This window comes from Aquimarina spinulae (assembly GCF_943373825.1).
Taxonomy (GTDB): Bacteria; Bacteroidota; Bacteroidia; order Flavobacteriales; family Flavobacteriaceae; genus Aquimarina; species Aquimarina spinulae.
Genome location: NZ_CALSBP010000002.1, coordinates 1,707,594 through 1,724,781, shown reverse-complemented (window position 1 = coordinate 1,724,781; position 17,188 = coordinate 1,707,594). Strand labels below are relative to the sequence as shown.

General features: G+C 32.2%; 20 protein-coding genes. 13 read left to right on the top strand and 7 right to left on the bottom strand.

Going from position 1 to position 17,188, the window contains the following annotated elements; translation table 11 throughout:
• The first annotated feature begins 16 nt into the window (after window positions 1-16).
• The 11 genes from NNH57_RS13175 (at window position 17) to NNH57_RS13125 (ending at window position 6,229) form a co-directional block, all read left to right on the top strand.
• Entirely contained in the window at window positions 17-310 is a 294-nt protein-coding gene (locus NNH57_RS13175; RefSeq protein WP_074407318.1) for a DUF7677 family protein, read from the top strand.
• A 2-nt stretch (window positions 311-312) separates the two neighbouring features.
• Entirely contained in the window at window positions 313-774 is a 462-nt protein-coding gene (locus NNH57_RS13170; RefSeq protein WP_132065970.1) for a hypothetical protein, read from the top strand.
• Between the two features lie 31 nt (window positions 775-805).
• The gene (locus NNH57_RS13165; protein WP_132065972.1) at window positions 806-1,207 is read left to right on the top strand and encodes a hypothetical protein; all 402 of its coding nucleotides are present in this window, start codon (window positions 806-808) and stop codon (window positions 1,205-1,207) included.
• Window positions 1,208-1,219: 12 nt separating this feature from the next.
• A complete protein-coding gene (locus NNH57_RS13160; protein WP_108809043.1) occupies window positions 1,220-1,726 on the top strand; it encodes a hypothetical protein in 507 nt (168 codons plus the stop codon).
• Window positions 1,727-1,798: 72 nt separating this feature from the next.
• The gene (locus NNH57_RS13155) at window positions 1,799-2,032 is read left to right on the top strand and encodes a hypothetical protein (RefSeq protein WP_074407322.1); all 234 of its coding nucleotides are present in this window, start codon (window positions 1,799-1,801) and stop codon (window positions 2,030-2,032) included.
• On the top strand, window positions 2,029-2,607 hold the full coding sequence (locus tag NNH57_RS13150; RefSeq protein ID WP_074407323.1) for a hypothetical protein: 579 nt from the start codon (window positions 2,029-2,031) through the stop codon (window positions 2,605-2,607). Before NNH57_RS13155 ends, NNH57_RS13150 begins: the two co-directional genes overlap by 4 nt.
• 196 nt (window positions 2,608-2,803) lie before the next feature.
• Entirely contained in the window at window positions 2,804-3,649 is an 846-nt protein-coding gene (locus NNH57_RS13145) for a hypothetical protein (protein ID WP_074407324.1), read from the top strand.
• 39 nt (window positions 3,650-3,688) lie between these two features.
• On the top strand, window positions 3,689-4,249 hold the full coding sequence (locus NNH57_RS13140) for a hypothetical protein (RefSeq protein WP_074407325.1): 561 nt from the start codon (window positions 3,689-3,691) through the stop codon (window positions 4,247-4,249).
• A gap of 7 nt (window positions 4,250-4,256) precedes the next feature.
• Entirely contained in the window at window positions 4,257-4,955 is a 699-nt protein-coding gene (locus NNH57_RS13135) for a DUF6304 family protein (RefSeq protein ID WP_108809044.1), read from the top strand.
• 4 nt (window positions 4,956-4,959) lie between these two features.
• On the top strand, window positions 4,960-5,919 hold the full coding sequence (locus NNH57_RS13130) for a hypothetical protein (RefSeq protein ID WP_108809045.1): 960 nt from the start codon (window positions 4,960-4,962) through the stop codon (window positions 5,917-5,919).
• Window positions 5,920-5,947: 28 nt separating this feature from the next.
• Window positions 5,948-6,229: a hypothetical protein gene (locus NNH57_RS13125; protein ID WP_074407327.1), complete on the top strand. Its 282-nt coding sequence runs from the start codon at window positions 5,948-5,950 to the stop codon at window positions 6,227-6,229.
• A 233-nt stretch (window positions 6,230-6,462) separates the two neighbouring features.
• On the opposite strand, the gene NNH57_RS13120 is transcribed toward NNH57_RS13125, so the two are convergent.
• From NNH57_RS13120 to NNH57_RS13090, 7 genes are all read right to left on the bottom strand, one after another.
• Window positions 6,463-7,515, bottom strand: a complete 1,053-nt coding sequence (locus tag NNH57_RS13120) for an ArsO family NAD(P)H-dependent flavin-containing monooxygenase (protein WP_108809046.1) — start codon at window positions 7,513-7,515, stop codon at window positions 6,463-6,465.
• Window positions 7,516-7,693: 178 nt separating this feature from the next.
• Window positions 7,694-8,233 carry a sigma-70 family RNA polymerase sigma factor gene (locus tag NNH57_RS13115; protein WP_108809047.1) on the bottom strand — a complete coding sequence of 180 codons (540 nt, stop codon included), beginning with the start codon at window positions 8,231-8,233 and terminating at the stop codon, window positions 7,694-7,696.
• Window positions 8,205-9,386, bottom strand: a complete 1,182-nt coding sequence (locus tag NNH57_RS13110) for an MFS transporter (protein ID WP_108809048.1) — start codon at window positions 9,384-9,386, stop codon at window positions 8,205-8,207. The genes NNH57_RS13115 and NNH57_RS13110 overlap by 29 nt, the downstream gene beginning before the upstream one ends.
• On the bottom strand, window positions 9,377-9,562 hold the full coding sequence (locus tag NNH57_RS13105) for a hypothetical protein (protein ID WP_132065974.1): 186 nt from the start codon (window positions 9,560-9,562) through the stop codon (window positions 9,377-9,379). The genes NNH57_RS13110 and NNH57_RS13105 overlap by 10 nt, the downstream gene beginning before the upstream one ends.
• A gap of 91 nt (window positions 9,563-9,653) precedes the next feature.
• Window positions 9,654-11,015, bottom strand: coding sequence for an NAD(P)-binding domain-containing protein (locus NNH57_RS13100; RefSeq protein WP_199915446.1), 1,362 nt, complete (start codon window positions 11,013-11,015; stop codon window positions 9,654-9,656).
• Between the two features lie 139 nt (window positions 11,016-11,154).
• Window positions 11,155-11,862 carry a LytR/AlgR family response regulator transcription factor gene (locus NNH57_RS13095; RefSeq protein WP_108809049.1) on the bottom strand — a complete coding sequence of 236 codons (708 nt, stop codon included), beginning with the start codon at window positions 11,860-11,862 and terminating at the stop codon, window positions 11,155-11,157.
• Entirely contained in the window at window positions 11,862-12,941 is a 1,080-nt protein-coding gene (locus NNH57_RS13090; protein WP_074407338.1) for a sensor histidine kinase, read from the bottom strand. The genes NNH57_RS13095 and NNH57_RS13090 overlap by 1 nt, the downstream gene beginning before the upstream one ends.
• A gap of 140 nt (window positions 12,942-13,081) precedes the next feature.
• On the opposite strand from NNH57_RS13090, the gene NNH57_RS13085 reads away from it, so the two are divergent.
• Both NNH57_RS13085 and NNH57_RS13080 read left to right on the top strand, forming a co-directional pair.
• Complete coding sequence (locus NNH57_RS13085; RefSeq protein WP_108809050.1) at window positions 13,082-15,352, top strand: GH92 family glycosyl hydrolase; 2,271 nt, start codon at window positions 13,082-13,084, stop codon at window positions 15,350-15,352.
• A gap of 10 nt (window positions 15,353-15,362) precedes the next feature.
• Window positions 15,363-17,186, top strand: coding sequence for a sodium:solute symporter family protein (locus tag NNH57_RS13080; RefSeq protein ID WP_108809051.1), 1,824 nt, complete (start codon window positions 15,363-15,365; stop codon window positions 17,184-17,186).
• Window positions 17,187-17,188: the final 2 nt, after the last annotated feature.

Genomic DNA, 17,188 nt, shown 5'->3' with positions numbered 1-17,188 from the left:
TTCTAATAATAAACACATGAGGCTAAGCGAATCATTTAGCGGTGCACTACGAACCTTTGCCTATTTTATGGCGAGTGGTACACACTACCAACTAAAAGGGATTGATTACCTAAAACTGTATGGAGAAGAACCCAGTGCTCTAGAACAAGTCTTTGCCATATTTGCTAATGTGATTGAGTTAGACGAAAACGGAAATGTATTAAACGCAAAATATGCCGAAAAAAGAGCGGTAGATTACCTTCGTTCGTATTGCGATCCAGAATTTGAAGTTAAACCCCCTTATGAAGATTGGGAAATAGAATTACATTAATTATGTATAAGAAAAAAAACATAAAACTTAATACCTGTAGTAAAAAGGCTATTGTAGTGATGATACTGTTTTGTATATGCTGTTTATCATCTCATGCCCAGGGAATTAAAAATCATTTAAACAAAAAACTCACAGCAAAAGTTGGAGCTGTCTACGAAGAAACTCCCGATGACAATCCTTGTGCAGGTAGCGAAATCTATTTATCGTTATTTTTTGATAGAAAACAAGTAAAAGTATCAGAAATAGAAATATTAACCTGTGGTAAAGAATCAGTATACGAAATAGGAAATTATAACTGGGAATTGTTGTACAATAAAGAAATCAGTATTGATTTTATTCCAGAACAAACAAAAGGTACTTACGCAGAGTATTTGTCTTTAGAGCTACGGGATAAAAAGCTTATTGCGTGCATAACACATTTAAATGGAAAAGTAGTTGAGTATGTTTTTAAGGAGGAAAAGTAATCATGAAAAATCAAGAGATAAAAATCTAAAAGTGAAGCATATTTATTATATACTTTTAGTCATAGTTAGCTCTTGTGCTCAAAACGCAAAAGAAGCTAAAACTAATGGTAATCAAATAATTGAAAAAGTAGAAAATTCAAAAGATAGTATATCTATTCAAGAATTGAAGCTTTTAACAAAAGTAGAAGCCATACATAAATACGGTACACCTTCTTCTATAGAACAATTTATTTTACACGAAGCCTATGGAGAATTTAGAAATACTATTATCAATACATACAGCCAAGAAGAAAGACAAAGCGAATCTATTGTAATAGATGAACTTACCTGGGAAAAAGACAAAGAAACCTGGATTACGGTTTGGTACGAAGTTCAGCAAAAAAAATCAGTACCTAAAGAAACCTATATATGGGATAAAGGGACAGAGTTCTAAGGTGAAAAAATAATGAAACTAAAAACACCCATAGAAATTGATATTCTAGAATTTTTTAAGACAGCGAAGTTTGACTATTTAAAACTGGGACAAACCAAAGAATGGGTCTTAAACAACTTTCCTGATCCTGATTGTTTTGGAACCAATTTTTTAACAGAGGAAGTCAATATCTGGACCTATGGCGGTATTGAATTGCATTTTGAAAACAAAAAACTCTATTTAATATTTTCAGATTATTGGTACGAAGGAAAACTAGATAGCAGTCGCCAACTAAAATTAAACAAATGGATCTTCGAAGATGTTAACCAACTTAACCTATTATTTGTTTTAACAAAACTAAATAAACACAATATTGATTATAAAAAGAAAACCGATAACCTGGGTGTTTTATTGCGATTAAAAAGTGGTGTCGAATTAACCTTTGAAAATATAAATGACGTTGAAGGGTTAAACTCAAACGGTTTTCAATTAACCTCTTTTGCCCTGGTGGAAGAAAATCCATATCGTTGGAAAGAGTAGTACTTTATTATGAAGATGTAGAAAACTCTGGAACATTAGATGTTAGTGAAAAAGAACGATTTTTAAAGAATTATGAAATATATACGCTACATCATACTTTTAATTATTGGATTAATTACCTCTTTCTGTATTTGGAGTTACATCCAAAGAGCAAATTTTGAGTATAATCCTGAAGGTAAATTTTTATCTCCTGAAGATGGAGTAGTTTATACAGAACAAGCAAAAGAAGTATATGGAATTCTTGCGTTTCTCGGACTGATTGTAACAGGAATAATTATTTATAGAACAATAAAAAAATCTAAATGAAAATAGTAGCACTAACATATCTATCTGTTCTATTACTCTTTTTAAATAGTAATGCTCAAACTACTAACAATGAAAATAGGATGTTACATACTATTTTTAAAGTTATTGATGCTCATTCACGTACCGAAGTCCCATTGGCTATTATAGAAATTAGTTCTGGAAACAAAAGAGTCGGTGGGATTCAAACAGATTTTGACGGATTAAGTCCTTGGGATGTATGTTCTAAAAAATTAGTAGATCATAAATTTAAGATTAACGTATTTGGAATGAATTATAAACCTTTTGAAAAAACATATTCCATTAAAAATGACACTATACTTACTATTAAACTCGACCCTGGAGAAATAAAATTTAAGAATCAAGGAGAATGGGGAACCTTTATTCGAAGGGAATTAAGGATTCCTTTTTGTGGAACAGGCTTAGAAATAGACATAGATATAGAAGTTTTAGAAAATGCAGAATATCGGCATTGCGATGGTCGTATAAAACGATTTAATGATATCCCTACAAAAGAATTACATCAATGGGAAAAAATACATAAACAGTCAACTAAAAAAACAAAAGATGAGAATTGAAGAAGCCAAAAAACGTATACATCAAGATTTTTTTTCAGATGACGGTTTAGATATGTTATTTAGAATGAGTTTTGATGTATAACAATCCTGATAATTATGTTTTGTTTGAAATGTGTATGAAAGAAGAGCGAAAAGAAACGCTAAATGATATAAAAGAGATATTAATAGCATTTGACAGAATCATCAACTAAATTCTATGAAAACCACTCAATTAATCTACATACTATTCTTTGTAAGCTTTATTTCTTGTAAAAAAGGAGTAACAGACAAAACCTTCAAAATATTCCATTTAAAACCTAATAGAGTATATACAGATACCGCAGCAGTCAATGGAAAATTCTCTAAAAGAAGAAACGATTTTTTTGTAGTGAAAAATTATGATATCAATAACGAGCAACACAAAATTAAAATAGACAGTTTTATAGTTAATTATGTAAAGAAAGATTCCTTTTTAATCCAAAACAAAAATGTGAGTTGGAGATTGACTTTTTTTAAATATGGCGATGGAATTGATGAATATACCCAACACGAATACGATACCGATTATACCATTCATGATTTGTTTTCATACAAAAAGGAAATAGGTAATGTTTATTTTGATACGAAAGAAGGTTACAGAGGTTCTAATTATAACGTACCTCCTGACAAGCATACGAGTAGCAACCGAAAAATAATCACCGATTATTTTAATACCAATATTAAACTGCAACACAACATAAAACAAGAGCAAAATGCTAGAGGTAGTTTTAATCCATACACCTATAAACAAGATACCATAAAAGTAGTTGCTAAATTCATAAAAAGAATAGGAGGTAGTAAAATACAAATAGTGCAATACAAATTTTTAGAACCTATTACAAGACTCATTGTATTAGAAGGAGACACCCTTAATATTGCCTACTCTATAGCTTATGAACCAAAAGAGTTTCCAAAAAAATCAATGCTAACCTTGGTAAAAGATAGTGCAAATGTAGGATTAAAGAACTACTATATTTTTCCTGATTACAACCCTGAAAAAGGGATAGAACCTATTAATGAATAATGTTATATCAAAATAAAATATTGGAATAAAAATTAGAGAATGATAAAATTTACAGAATGTTTAAATGATACCTGGGATTATTTCTTTTTAACAGATCCAGCTAATTTATTGCAGTTTAAACAAGAGAATAATTTATCAGATGATTTGATGAGTGAGTTTACCACAAATGATAGTGCAGAATTGGCGATACAAAAAGGGGTTATGATTCCTATGAGCAGTATTAAAAATCAACCATATACCGTTTTTTTTAACACCGATGATCAAATGTCTGTATTCAAAAAAGATTCAAGTTTGTTAGTGTTCGAAAAAACAGGTTATGTATTACATGTAATTAATGATGAAATTTGTTTAGTAACGGTACCTTATTTAAAAAACTGGACCGAAAATAATGGAATACATCGTTTAAAAGAAGCTGTTAAAGCAGGTGTCAGACAAAAAATAGTAATAAAAAATGGTTGTTATGCTGTTACTATTTTGGGAGGATTTATTTCTCAAGATGATATTGAAGAAGCTACATTCGAATTTCAATTTGAGTCGGTACCAATAGGAACAAAAAGTGAGATTAATGATATTGGTTTTCCCTATTTGATAGAAAAATAGACAGCTTATGCGAAAATACTTAGCAACATACCAAGATAAAAGAGGAACAGAAACTATCTATATAAAGTCAGACGGTAGTGATATGTATTTTAATTTGAGAAATATTGATTTTGAAGGTCCGGATTTTGATCAATTAACAGCAAATAAAATTGATGAGACAAAATTCGATTATGAAATGTTTCAAGATGGTTCTGGAGATGTAACCAATTTTAAACTAACCATAACGATCCCAATACAACTCTTTAACGTAGAAACTGATAAAATCTTTATAGAAAACCTAACCGCTCATATTGAAGTGGGTGAAACTACAACGATTAAAGGGTTAGATCATGAATTAAACTGCTTAACATTAACCACTTCTTTTGGAGAGTTTAAAGTGGAAAAAAAACTAGAATGGATGGAAGATGCCTTAATAGTTTTGCAAAATCAATTACCAGAAAATATCTATTTAAAAACCTGTTTAAGTTGCAAGTATTCTAATTATAGCCCGTTTGGAAATGGTATGTTTGGTAATATATATTGCTTTAAAAAGGTAAAAGAAAAGCTTAAAGAAGTTAAAGATAAACATGATTTGCTGGATTTATGGACACCAGAAGCAGTAGACAAAGGAGACATCTTTTCTGTACAAGAAACCTTTGATTGCTCAGAGCACCAAATACCAACTGAAGATGATTGGTATTATAAAAGCTGGACAAAATTGATGTAAGAGTATGAATGATTTAGAAATTGTAAAAAAAAGTAAATTTTATACCGAACTCAATGTGCTTTTAAGAGAACAGTTAACCAAAATAAAACAAAGTATTGACCCCGCATACGAGCAAGTTTTAAAAGAAAAACAGTTTAACCATCCTTTGCCTATTATTTGCCAGTTTGAATATGCCGCTTGGGGATTAAATAAGCAGTGGCGATTAGAATTAGATTTTGATGAATATCAATGGTCAAACGAAAGCGTAAAACCACATTTTTTAAATGCATTCGTGTTTCTAAGCGTTGGTAAAGAATCAATTGGTTTTAAATATCAATTATGTAGTTCGTTTAACAATATTCTACAACCAAGCGAGGTAGAAAAGATAGAAATTAGAAGACTTAATGACACCGATTTAGTAACAGATAAACTAAACCAGGTAAGACAATTTTTAGAAGATTTGCCTGAACATTTTTTACAAGAAATAGAAAAAATAAACTTTGATGAATTAGAATATATGATGCATCCTAAAATACAAGAAAAATGGAAACAAGGCTATTTACCTGGTTTTGATTGTATCATCATGGGAGAGGGGGATTTTGTAATAGGGAATGTATACAGTACCTACGACCCGAATAATGGAGAAACCAAACAATACTGGTCACCACTATGTGACACAACACTAGAAAGTATAGAAAAGTATGATGATGATATCTGGACAGAGGTTGGTATTTTTCATGGAGCTTTTGAATATAATAATCAAAAATTTGTATTTGGTGATGGCGCTATGGGAAACGAAGGCTATGTCGCGTCAACAACAATAAACGGAGAATTAAATTGGGCTATCTTTTTTACGTTTTCCAACCCAATCCATAAAGTAGAAGTCATAGGCACGCATTTAATCTGCTACGGAGATACAGGGACAATTATTGATATAGATCTAAACAATATTACCAAAATAAAAGTTACTCATCAAAATACCTGAGCAAGGCAATAATTTTTTTCAAAATAGTATGGAAGAGTTATTTTTAGATTTAAAAAGTAGATTCGGGCAAGCAGAAATAAATCTATTAGATTTAGAAACAATTGAAGTATATTTTAGCAAAGCCAAAGAACCCGTAATTATTCAAAAACAAATAGAACTCGACCGGTTTATGGTATCTTATCCAGAGCTGAGAAATCATCATAATGGAAGGAAAGAGCAATACACAACAAGTGAAAATATACTTTTGGCAGGTGTTATAGGAATTTTAAACCAAATAAAACAAAATGGAAAAGTACTACCAGAATTTTGAAATAGAGAGGCAAAACATAGAACAATGTGCTACAATTTAGCATCCATAGTATAACAATTATCCGCTATTTTTTTTGAAGAAATAAAAGAGAATTTTACAACTTAGGAATTGTGGGAATGGATGCTCTTTGATCTAAGACATAAGCTTGTATGCGGTCCTCTTACTCAATTGAATATTGGCAAAGTGGTTGGTAAGAGTTTGTATATTTTTTATATAACAGAAGGGATGGAGGCCTATTTTTGATATATAACCGCCGATATTTCTTTAACAGTTTGTCTTGCTGTTTTACCTACACCATAAATGGTTGCTGATGCAAAACCAGTCCAACTACCATAACCAACTAACCAAAGCATAGGTTCCTTTATCGAACGTGTGTATTGGGTTTTAATACGATTGTTCTCGATGATATTAAGAGATTGTAAATGATCTAAATTTGCTTTAAAACCTGTACACCAAATCACTGTATCAAACTCTTCTTTGGTTTTATTTTCCCAAATGACTCCTTTTTCATAAAAGGATGCAAAAGGACGTTTGGCGTGCAATACATTTCTGCTTCGGGCTTCTTTTACGCTTTCTACCATAACGATATTTGCTAAAGAGACATTAGCACTTTTACCTTTTTCTTGGCTAGATTTTCCTAAAAATTGTTGAGTTGCAGCATTAAATAGATAACGCCCATCTATATTATCGGGTAAAAAATGAGGCTCTTCTAATGTAACCCATTGTGTTTGTGCTACTTTTGAAACTTCGGCTAAAATTTGAGCACTCGAATTTCCTCCGCCAACGACTAACACTTTTTTGCCAACAAGATCTTCAGAATTTTTATAATGTAAAGAGTGCAGCTGTTCTCCTTGAAACAATTCCTGATCTGGGTATTGAGGGATAAAAGGTCGTTGTGCTGTACCTGTTGCACTAACCACAGTTTTACTGTAAAAAAAACCTTGATTAGTTTCGACTGTGAAAAGATCATTGTTTTTAGCTACCGAAATTACTTGTGTATTTCTCAGGATCGGAAATTTATAACGTTTCTCATAAGCATCCAGATAATAAATGAACTCTTTTTTGGTTGGATATTCATGTTTGCTTTTAGGCATAGCCCAACCAGATAATGAGCTGTATTCTGTTGGGGAAAATAATTTGAGGCTATCCCAGGTTTGTAACCAAGAGCCTCCTGGTTTATCTTTATCATCCAGAATTAGATAGTTTAATTTTTGTCTGCGTAAAAAATAAGCTACCGAAAGCCCCGCTTGTCCACCACCAATTACAAGAGTATCGTATATTTTCATTTATAGCTATTTTTATTTGGTAGAATGCTTCCCGAATTTTGGCACATAGGTATTAACATGAAGAGATTACTCTTAGCAAAGTGATGCATATAATTGTTGTGAAGTATATCAAATAAATTCATATGATTAGTTTATCTCTGTAGCCATAGTATGTGAGAAATGATGTAAATGAGAAGTTTTAACAGGATGATTTCTTATTACTTCCGGTTTTTGATTCGAAGTCTATTATACTCCCTTTCCCACCTTGTAAAATAGTACAACAACCTTCAAATAATTCTTTAAGCTTTTTTCTTCCCCGCTGAATTTTAGAACGTACCGTAACATAGTTTATATTAAGCTGTTCGGCTATTTCTTTTTGTGGTATTTCCTTTATCTCAGATAAAATCATTAATTCTCGATACTCTTCTGGCAATTGATTAACAAAAGAATGTACACATTTACCTAGCTCAATGCCAGCATCCTCATTGGTGTCATAATCAAAAAAGGTGTCATCTTCAATTGAGTTAGTTTGCAGCTGCTTTTTCCTGTAGTAATCGGTAATCGTGTTTTTGGCTATAGTATACACCCAGCTTTTAAGGTTATCGACACCATTACTATTCGATTTGGATAATTTTAAAAATACATCTTGGGTTAAATCTTCGGCATCTTCCTGATTGCGGACACGCTTTTTAACGTACCCCAATAATGGGTTATATAGTTGAACGACTTGATTTTGCATTTTTTATAGAGAAATTGATGAATAAAATTGTTCCGGTTATACACAAAGATAAATATAGGTTTTGTATTCCAAGAAATTCTATGGCGTAGATCCCGATAAATGCACCAACAGCAGCACCTATATCCCACCATGTACTTACACTAGAAATTGCCTGTAAGGAATTATCTTTGTTTTGTGAGTTCTTGATGGCGATAAGTGGCGAAAAAGTAACCACAATTGTATTGAATACAAAAGCTAGAATAATGCCCAAAATGGTACTGTCGAATGCAATCAATGCCATTGCGAATAAACAAATACTAATTGAAATTGAAAATAAGATTAGTGGTCGAAAACGTATGGTGAGCATGCCTCCGATTATAGAAAACAACAAAACAAATAATCGTTTTAATAACAAATAAAATGCCACATAACCAAGTAACTCACTCGAATTGATCATGTTTCCTGATAATAAATGTGATAGGGATACGACTAAAATACCATCTATTGAAACAGATATTATAAATACTAATAAATTGATAGCATTTGGATAAAAAGTAAGGTTTGTTTTTACGATATCGTTTTTTGCCTCAGTTTCAATTTTTGGTAATGAATACGCTAAAAGTATACCTAACGAACTGATTAAAGCTATGCTAAATAAGCCATTTTGAATGCCAAATTTACTAATGACGATTGGCCCAAACCAAAGTACAAATAAAGCTCCTAATGATTTGATGCTTTGTGATAATCCAAATGCTAAACCAGACTTTTCTTTAGCTTGTGAAGCATAAGATAAAGTGGATATTTTTAATCCGGAATAACTTAAACCCCAAAAAATTCTTGCTATCAAGAAAGAAATTAAACCTAATTTCAGCCCGTATACAAAAGTAGTTAGCGTAGCCAGTGTTGCGGTAATAATCAGCATTTTTCGAATTCCGATTCGATGTATCCAATTTGCGATAGGTGTGTTTGCAATAATCCTCACAAATCGGTTTATGGATAATAATATGCCAATAAAAAATACCGAAAAACCTAATTCTTTACCATAAATGGGGAGTACAGGGTATAAAACGGCATCACCTAATCCTGCAAAAGCCATCACCCCACTAGCACGCAAAGCCCCTCGAAATGAGGAGCTTTGTTCTTTAGGGATAGGAGAGCTTTTGGTTAGCAACATCCCGTTTTTTCAATATTAATTTCTTTACTCTCATCTGTATCACAACACGATGATCCATCAATAGGTTGCTCACAACAAGAGCTTTGTGCAGATTGTGCTTGTACCGGTGTAGATCCACAGCATACACTACTTTGCTGAACCGTTTCTACTTGCTTATTTATATTTCTCGTTTTCATAATTATTGATTTTAATATTTCTATTCTGTTATGTATTGTTTTCACTCTTTAAGACGCAAGACTTTTATAATGATGCATCATTTTTATTTTTTTAATTACATCCCGATGTACCGCAACTCGAACCTGTAGTTTCTACTCCTTCTATAGTTAGTTCTGAAGAACAACAAGCTACACTGTCATCTTTTTCACTAGTTGCAAAATCGGTACTGCACACTCCTGTTTCTGGTAAATTAAGTTCAACTCGCTCTGCAGCTTCAATATCACCAGCCATATGAGCTACTATAGAGCGTACTTGCTCATACCCTGTAGCCATTAAAAAAGTTGGAGCTCTACCATAACTTTTAGAACCTACGATGTAAAAATCTTTTTCGGGATGGCGAAGCTCTTTTTCTCCGTGAGGTCTTACTGTTCCACAACTATGAACATTCGGATCAATTAATTCGGCAAGATCAAAAACCGATTCTAGTGAGGCATCTAAATCTATTCGTACCTCGCGAATCATTTCCAAATTTGGTCGAGAACCTGTATTACTAATTATTTCATCTATTTGATTGATAGCTTCTATTTCACCATTTTGATCACCGATGATTTGGATACCGTCTTCTTTTTTGGCCAGTTTTAAGATATGGAAAGGCGTATAGATATTTAATTTTCCACTATTGACCAATTGCTCAATACGAATACCAAGAGCACCTCTGGCTTCTAGCGTATCTTCTTGTTTCCCGCCATAAACCTTGTTTATATTATCTTTTCTTAATATCCAATTAAGTTGTGTTTCTGGGTATTCTTTTTGAATGCCTCCTAAATCTAATAAAGCATTAATAGCAGAATGTCCTCCTCCTACAACAACTACATTTTTGTTTTTATAACGTTCTAAATGTTTTGCTTTTACATTTGGGATACCATAAAAGATATGCTCATTTAGTTCTTGCTCTCCTTCGGCAAACACACCGCCAGAACCAATGGGATTGGGTTGATTCCAGGTTCCTGTAGCATCAATTACTGCTTTTGCTTCATAATAACTAATGTTTTCATTTTCTTGAACCTTAATTGAGAAAGGTTTATTCTCACGCCCCCAGGTTTTCATTTTATCCAAGCCTTTTCTTCCGATAGAAAGAACTTTGCTATTCAAATGAATGTATGGTTTAATCTGAGGTAAATTTGCTAATGGACGAAAATAGCGTTCTACCAACTGTTGTCCTGTCGGTAATTTATTTTCATCGGGAGCTATCCAATTGGTTTGTTCTAATAATTCTTTGGCAGCTCGATCTATATTATATTTCCAGGGAGAAAACACACGAACGTGGCTCCAGGAACGTATATTTTGTCCGACAGAGCTTCCCGATTCAAATACAATGAAAGGAAGATTTTGTGTTAGTAATTGTGCAGCTGCAGCTAATCCTACTGGGCCAGCACCTATTATTGCTATGGGTAAATTATTGTTTTGCATCATTTTTGAAATTTGTATTCATCTCTTAAGACGACAACTTTAAAAAATGATGCAGGGTACTAAATAAAATTTCAAGTAATTAAGGAAGGGTATAAAAAATGACCGTGTTTTATCATTTTATATATGAGATTTAATCAAGTGATTACACCTTAAAAATAACACTTCTTACTTCATTTAAATAACTTCTTCCAATTGGATATCGATTATTTGCAATTTCTATACTATTACCTTCAATAGATTCTATTTTATCAATTGATATAGTATAAGATCTATGAATTCTAATAAACTTATCAGAAGGTAAGTCATCTGTGAAATTACTTAACGTTTGATGAGCAATATAGTTGCTTGAGGACGTATTTACTTTAATATAATCCCCAAGGCTTTCGACAGATAATATTTCATCCAGATATATTTTTTGCATCTTTTTTTTATCGATTTTCAAAAAGATATACGCTCGTTTGTTAGGAGTAGTAAAGCTATCTTTTTGTTGATATTCTTTTATTTTGAAAGCTTTATTTACAGCCATAATGAACCTATGAAACGAGATGGGTTTTACCAAATAATCTACTACCTCTAACTCATAACTTTCTACTGCAAATTCTTCATGGGCAGTAGTGATTATGGTAAGTGGTTTTTGATGCATGCTTTTCAATAGATTCAACCCATCTAAAAGAGGCATGTTAATATCTAAAAAAAGAAGATCTATTTCTTGACTCCTTAAATAGTCAAGACTTTCGGTTGCATCGCTAAATGAAGCTAAAAAAATCAATCCTTTTGTTTGATCAACATAGTTTTTTATCACTTTAATTGCCAGTGGTTCATCATCAATAATAACACATTTTAAATCCATTACACTTTAATTTTTAAATCAACAATATATTGATCATCGTTTTCACTAATCGTTAAGTTATATTCATCGGGTTTATAACCCAATTCAAGCCTTTTTTTTACGTTTCCTATTCCAATACCACCAGAAAAGGAATCAATTTTGTTTTTATTATTTTTAGAAGGAATTGGGTTGGTAATCTGAAAATACAGGAAGTCATCTATTATGATGAAAGAGATATTAATTTCGATTTCTCCAACGTTTTTGTTAGCTCCATGTTTAAAAGCATTTTCTATAAATGAAAGAAGCAACATTGGAGCGATTTTTTTACCTTCGATCTCTCCAGAAATATTTACATTTATTTTTAAGGAATCTCCATATCGAATTCTTTCTAAATCTAAATAGTTTTGAAGACACATGATTTCTTTACTAAGATATTGTCTTTTTTGATTGGTTTCATGCAATAAATACCGCATTAATTCAGATAACTTCAATATAGTTTTTGGAGTTTTGTCTGATTTTTCAACAGAAAGAGAATATATGTTATTTAGGGTGTTAAAAAAGAAATGAGGAGACATTTGAGCTCTCAGAAAGCGTAATTCTGTTTCTAATTGTAATTTTTCTACACCAATTAATTTTTTGTGCTCTCTTAACCTGTCTAAGGTTACTTTAATAGCAGAAACAAAAGACACCACATAAAGCTCACCCAACATCATTTCTATAGTATAATTTAAGGTCAATTTATTGGTTACTTCAGGGCCTTCTGGCCATACATTATGATTAACAAGAAAATAAGTAAAATAAAATTTTGCCAAGACCATTGTAAAAAGAGATGTAAATAGTAAAAATATGTATATCAGGTATTTACGCTTATCTACAAATTTTGGCATTAAATAATATATGTTGAAATAACTTAGAGACATATGTATAATAAATCCTAGAATAGTGGTTTTTAGAGAATAGGCATAGTCGTTAAAGTAACTTCCCCATTTAAAAGTTGTAAATAGAAAATATACGAGCCAGAATATAACATGATGTTTTGTTGTTATAGTATAATTGTTACCAGATGTTATATTAAGTGCGTTTTTAATTTTTTGCAGCATATTTCCCCAAATTTTATGACGTTTAACTGAGTTGCTTTGTTATTGATCTAAAATTATTCTTTTAACCATAAGTTTTGTAAATATTTATGTCTTTACTTGCTCTTCCTGTAGAACAATGATAAAAAAATAAATATAAATAGATGAAAATACCTCGTAATATTAAATTATTGATAATAGTAATATTGAGTACTTTTTCGTGTAAGAAAGAGCATGAAAATGAGGATAGTGTAAAAATAAAAGACAGTACTATAATTAAGTATGTAAATCCTTTTATTGGTACAGGAGGTCATGGTCATACCTATCCGGGAGCAACAGTACCATTTGGGATGGTACAAGTAAGTCCAGATAATGGTATTTCAGAATGGGATTGGTGCTCGGGATACCATTATTCTGATTCATTAACTATAGGCTTTAGTCATTTACACCTTAGTGGTACAGGAATTGGAGATCTTAATGATATTAGATTAATGCCAATTAATAAAAAAGTGGATTTATCTACTTCTTTTAAAACAAGAGACGAAATACCTTTTAAGTCTAAATATTCTCATGATAAAGAGAAAGCTACACCTGGATATTATAATGTGTTTTTAGAAGATTTTAATATTAATGCAGAATTAACGTCTACCGTTAGAACAGCTTTTCATCGATACGAATATAAAGAGGGGGACACACAATCTGTAGTATTAGATTTGGGATATGCTATTAATTGGGATAAAACCTTAGAATCACAAATACATATTGAAGATAAATTTACAGTTTCAGGATATAGAAATAGTACCGGATGGGCAAAAAATCAAAAAGTATTTTTTGTGATGAAATTCTCTAAAGCTATCAATGATTATGATTTATATACAGATACCAAAAAGGTTGAAAATAGTAATATTATCAAAGGTGTAAAATCGTCGGCACAGTTGTTTTTTAATGAAGGAAATAAAAATCAAATACAAGTTAAAGTAGGAATCTCTTCGGTAAGTGTTGAAAATGCAAAAAATAATATTTCTAACTATAAAAATAAATTCGAATTTGATAAAATCGTTGAAAGTGCCAATTCATCATGGCAAAATGTACTATCAAAAATAGAAGTAGACACTAAAAATGATTCGTTAAAAACCATTTTTTATACTGCGCTATATCATGCTCAGGTTGCACCAGTTACCTATAGTGATATGGATGGTGCGTTTAGAAAAGAAAATGATAGTATCGTTTTTGCAGAGAATTTTACTGCATATTCTACACTCTCGCTATGGGATACCTTTAGAGCAGAGCATCCATTACTCATATTTTTAGAACCAGATAAAGTTTCTGATATCGTAAATTCTATGTTAGCTTATTATGAACATAAAAAGATTTTACCTGTATGGACTTTATATGCTAACGAAACCAATACCATGACAGGATATCACTCGGTTTCGGTAATTGCAGAAGCGTACTTAAAAGGTGTCAAAGGCTTTGACATCGAAAAAGCATATGAGGCGATGAAAACCACGATGATGCAAGATGAAAGAGGGTTGGAGTATTATAAAAAATATGGTTATATCCCGTATAATTTGCTAGATGAATCTGTTACTATTACATTAGAATATGCTTATAATGACTGGTGTGTTGCGCAAGTAGCTAAATCTCTGGGAAAAGAAGAGGATTATGAGTATTTCCTAAAACGATCTGAAGCATTTACACATCTCTTTGATGCTAAGACAGGGTTTATGAGAGGAAAATCTGAGGATGGGAAAAAATGGCATGAACCATTTGATCCCAAATACTCTGCGCATAGAGTGCATGCCGATTATACAGAAGGAAATGCATGGCAACATAGTTGGTTTGTACCTCATGATGTTAAGGAACTAATACAATTGTTTGGAGACGAAACCACTTTTGTAGCAAAGCTCGAACAGTTATTTACTGAAGATTCTGAAATTACCGGAGATAATATTTCTGCAGATATTACAGGTCTTATAGGGCAATATGCGCACGGTAATGAACCCAGTCATCATATTGCTTATATGTTTAATAAAGCTAATGCTCCCTGGAAAACTCAATATTGGGTAAGTCAAATATTGAAAACACAATATAATACAACACCTAATGGATTAAGTGGCAATGAGGATTGTGGGCAAATGTCGGCTTGGTATGTCTTTAGCTCTTTAGGGATTTATCCTATGAACCCCGCATCTGGAGAATACCAAATTGGAAGTCCGATTTTTGAAAAAGCTACTTTAAAATTATCAGATGATCTTAGTTTTAGTATAGAAGCCAAGAACGTTTCAGATAACAATATATACATCCAATCTGCAACTCTAAACGGAAAAGAATTTAATCGATCATATATTACTCATCAGGAAATAACACAAGGAGGAACGTTGCATTTCGTAATGGGAGCATCTCCTAACAAAAACTGGAGTGTACAGAAATAACCAACTCTAAATGAACCTAGCTACCGTAGATATTGTAATAATTCTATGTTATATTATTATTACTCTTCTTTTTGGATTTTATGTTGCTAAGAAGGCATCAAAAGATATGAAATCGTATTTCCTTGGCGGAAATGAAATACCCTGGTATTATCTCGGATTGTCAAATGCTTCAGGGATGTTTGATGTTTCTGGTACGATGTGGACAGTTACTATTCTATTTGTCTACGGAATGAAAAGTGCCTGGCTCCCTTGGTTATGGCCCGTATGGAATCAGGTTTTTATTATGATTTTTATGGCCGCATGGTTACGAAGGTCAAATGTGATGACAGGAGCACAGTGGATAACCTATAGATTCGGATCTGCCATGGGTGCTAAATTGTCTCATATCATAGTAACAATCTTTGCTGTTATCAGTACTTTAGGTTTTATAGCCTACTTTTTTGAAGGGATCGGTAAATTTGCAATTGTATTTTTTCCTTGGGACTTATCTATAGACCTTGGATTATTTGTAGTAGCTTCAGAGCAATCTTATGCTTTGATAATTATTGGCATAACTACTTTATACACTTTAAAAGGAGGAATGTATAGTGTAGTAGGAACAGAAGTCATTCAGTTTGTAATTATGACCATTTCATGTTTGGTTATTGGATATATTGCTTTTACCACTGTTACAACAGAACAAATTGCCATGGCCACACCAGAAAACTGGAATAATTTATTCTTTGATATGAAATTGGATTTGGATTGGACCGGATATATCGATAGCGTAAACGAAAAGATAGAGAAAGACGGATTTTCTTTATTTGGTTTCCTATTTATGATGATGATCTTTAAAGGTATTTTTGCCAGCCTTGCAGGCCCCGTTCCCAGCTATGATATGCAACGAGTTTTGTCTACTAAAAATGAAGCCGAAGCTTCAAAAATGAGCGCTTTTACAATCATTGTCCTTTTCGTACCCAGGTATTTAATGATCACCGGCTTTGCTGTACTAGGTTTGGTGTATTTAGGACCAGAATTACAACAAGCAGGGATAGATGTAGATTTTGAAACCATACTGCCAGTGGCCATTCATCGCTTTGTTCCAATAGGTTTTAAAGGGCTATTGTTGGCAGGTTTATTAGCCGCTTTTATGGGAACATTTGCTGCTTTTATAAATGCAGCGCCAGCATATATAGTTAATGACATTTATAAGAAATATATCAACCCGAAAGCTTCTGATAAAACATATATTAAATACAGTTATTTATCATCTGTTCTTATCGTATTAGTAGGGGTGATTGGTGGTTTTTTTGCATCATCTATTAATGAACTTACCATATGGTTAACCTCAGCTTTGTACGGAGGATATGCAGCAGCAAATGTATTAAAGTGGATATGGTGGAGATTTAATTCTTATGGGTATTTTGGAGGAATGTTGGCAGGACTTATTGCAGCAACAATAGTACCCGGAATTTTTCCCGATACAACTGCCATTTACTTATTTCCTGGCATCCTATTGATATCTTTTATTGGATGCTTTTTAGGAGTAATATTAGGAAAACGAGATGATATAGAGGTGCTAAAAAACTTTTATAGAACCACCAAACCCTGGGGATGGTGGAAACCAGTTATTGATGCAATACAAAAAGAAGATCCAGATTTTTTACCTAATAAAAACTTCTGGAGAGATATGTTTAATTGCGGTATTGGGATTATTTGGCAAATGACCTTTGTTCTGGTGCCGATGTATTTAATTATAAAAGAATATTATAGCTTGGCTTTTGCGATAGTATTAATGATTATTACATCGGTAATATTAAAGAGAACATGGTATGATAAACTTAAGACAAAATAATA

Coding starts and splice junctions, on each gene's coding strand:
- NNH57_RS13175 (WP_074407318.1), top strand. CDS start 17: ATGAGGCTAAGCGAATCATTTAGCGGTGCACTACGAACCTTTGCCTAT.
- NNH57_RS13170 (WP_132065970.1), top strand. CDS start 313: ATGTATAAGAAAAAAAACATAAAACTTAATACCTGTAGTAAAAAGGCT.
- NNH57_RS13160 (WP_108809043.1), top strand. CDS start 1,220: ATGAAACTAAAAACACCCATAGAAATTGATATTCTAGAATTTTTTAAG.
- NNH57_RS13155 (WP_074407322.1), top strand. CDS start 1,799: ATGAAATATATACGCTACATCATACTTTTAATTATTGGATTAATTACC.
- NNH57_RS13150 (WP_074407323.1), top strand. CDS start 2,029: ATGAAAATAGTAGCACTAACATATCTATCTGTTCTATTACTCTTTTTA.
- NNH57_RS13145 (WP_074407324.1), top strand. CDS start 2,804: ATGAAAACCACTCAATTAATCTACATACTATTCTTTGTAAGCTTTATT.
- NNH57_RS13140 (WP_074407325.1), top strand. CDS start 3,689: ATGATAAAATTTACAGAATGTTTAAATGATACCTGGGATTATTTCTTT.
- NNH57_RS13135 (WP_108809044.1), top strand. CDS start 4,257: ATGCGAAAATACTTAGCAACATACCAAGATAAAAGAGGAACAGAAACT.
- NNH57_RS13130 (WP_108809045.1), top strand. CDS start 4,960: ATGAATGATTTAGAAATTGTAAAAAAAAGTAAATTTTATACCGAACTC.
- NNH57_RS13125 (WP_074407327.1), top strand. CDS start 5,948: ATGGAAGAGTTATTTTTAGATTTAAAAAGTAGATTCGGGCAAGCAGAA.
- NNH57_RS13120 (WP_108809046.1), bottom strand. CDS start 7,515: ATGAAAATATACGATACTCTTGTAATTGGTGGTGGACAAGCGGGGCTT.
- NNH57_RS13115 (WP_108809047.1), bottom strand. CDS start 8,233: ATGCAAAATCAAGTCGTTCAACTATATAACCCATTATTGGGGTACGTT.
- NNH57_RS13110 (WP_108809048.1), bottom strand. CDS start 9,386: ATGTTGCTAACCAAAAGCTCTCCTATCCCTAAAGAACAAAGCTCCTCA.
- NNH57_RS13105 (WP_132065974.1), bottom strand. CDS start 9,562: ATGAAAACGAGAAATATAAATAAGCAAGTAGAAACGGTTCAGCAAAGT.
- NNH57_RS13100 (WP_199915446.1), bottom strand. CDS start 11,015: ATGATGCAAAACAATAATTTACCCATAGCAATAATAGGTGCTGGCCCA.
- NNH57_RS13095 (WP_108809049.1), bottom strand. CDS start 11,862: ATGGATTTAAAATGTGTTATTATTGATGATGAACCACTGGCAATTAAA.
- NNH57_RS13090 (WP_074407338.1), bottom strand. CDS start 12,941: ATGCTGCAAAAAATTAAAAACGCACTTAATATAACATCTGGTAACAAT.
- NNH57_RS13085 (WP_108809050.1), top strand. CDS start 13,082: ATGAAAATACCTCGTAATATTAAATTATTGATAATAGTAATATTGAGT.
- NNH57_RS13080 (WP_108809051.1), top strand. CDS start 15,363: ATGAACCTAGCTACCGTAGATATTGTAATAATTCTATGTTATATTATT.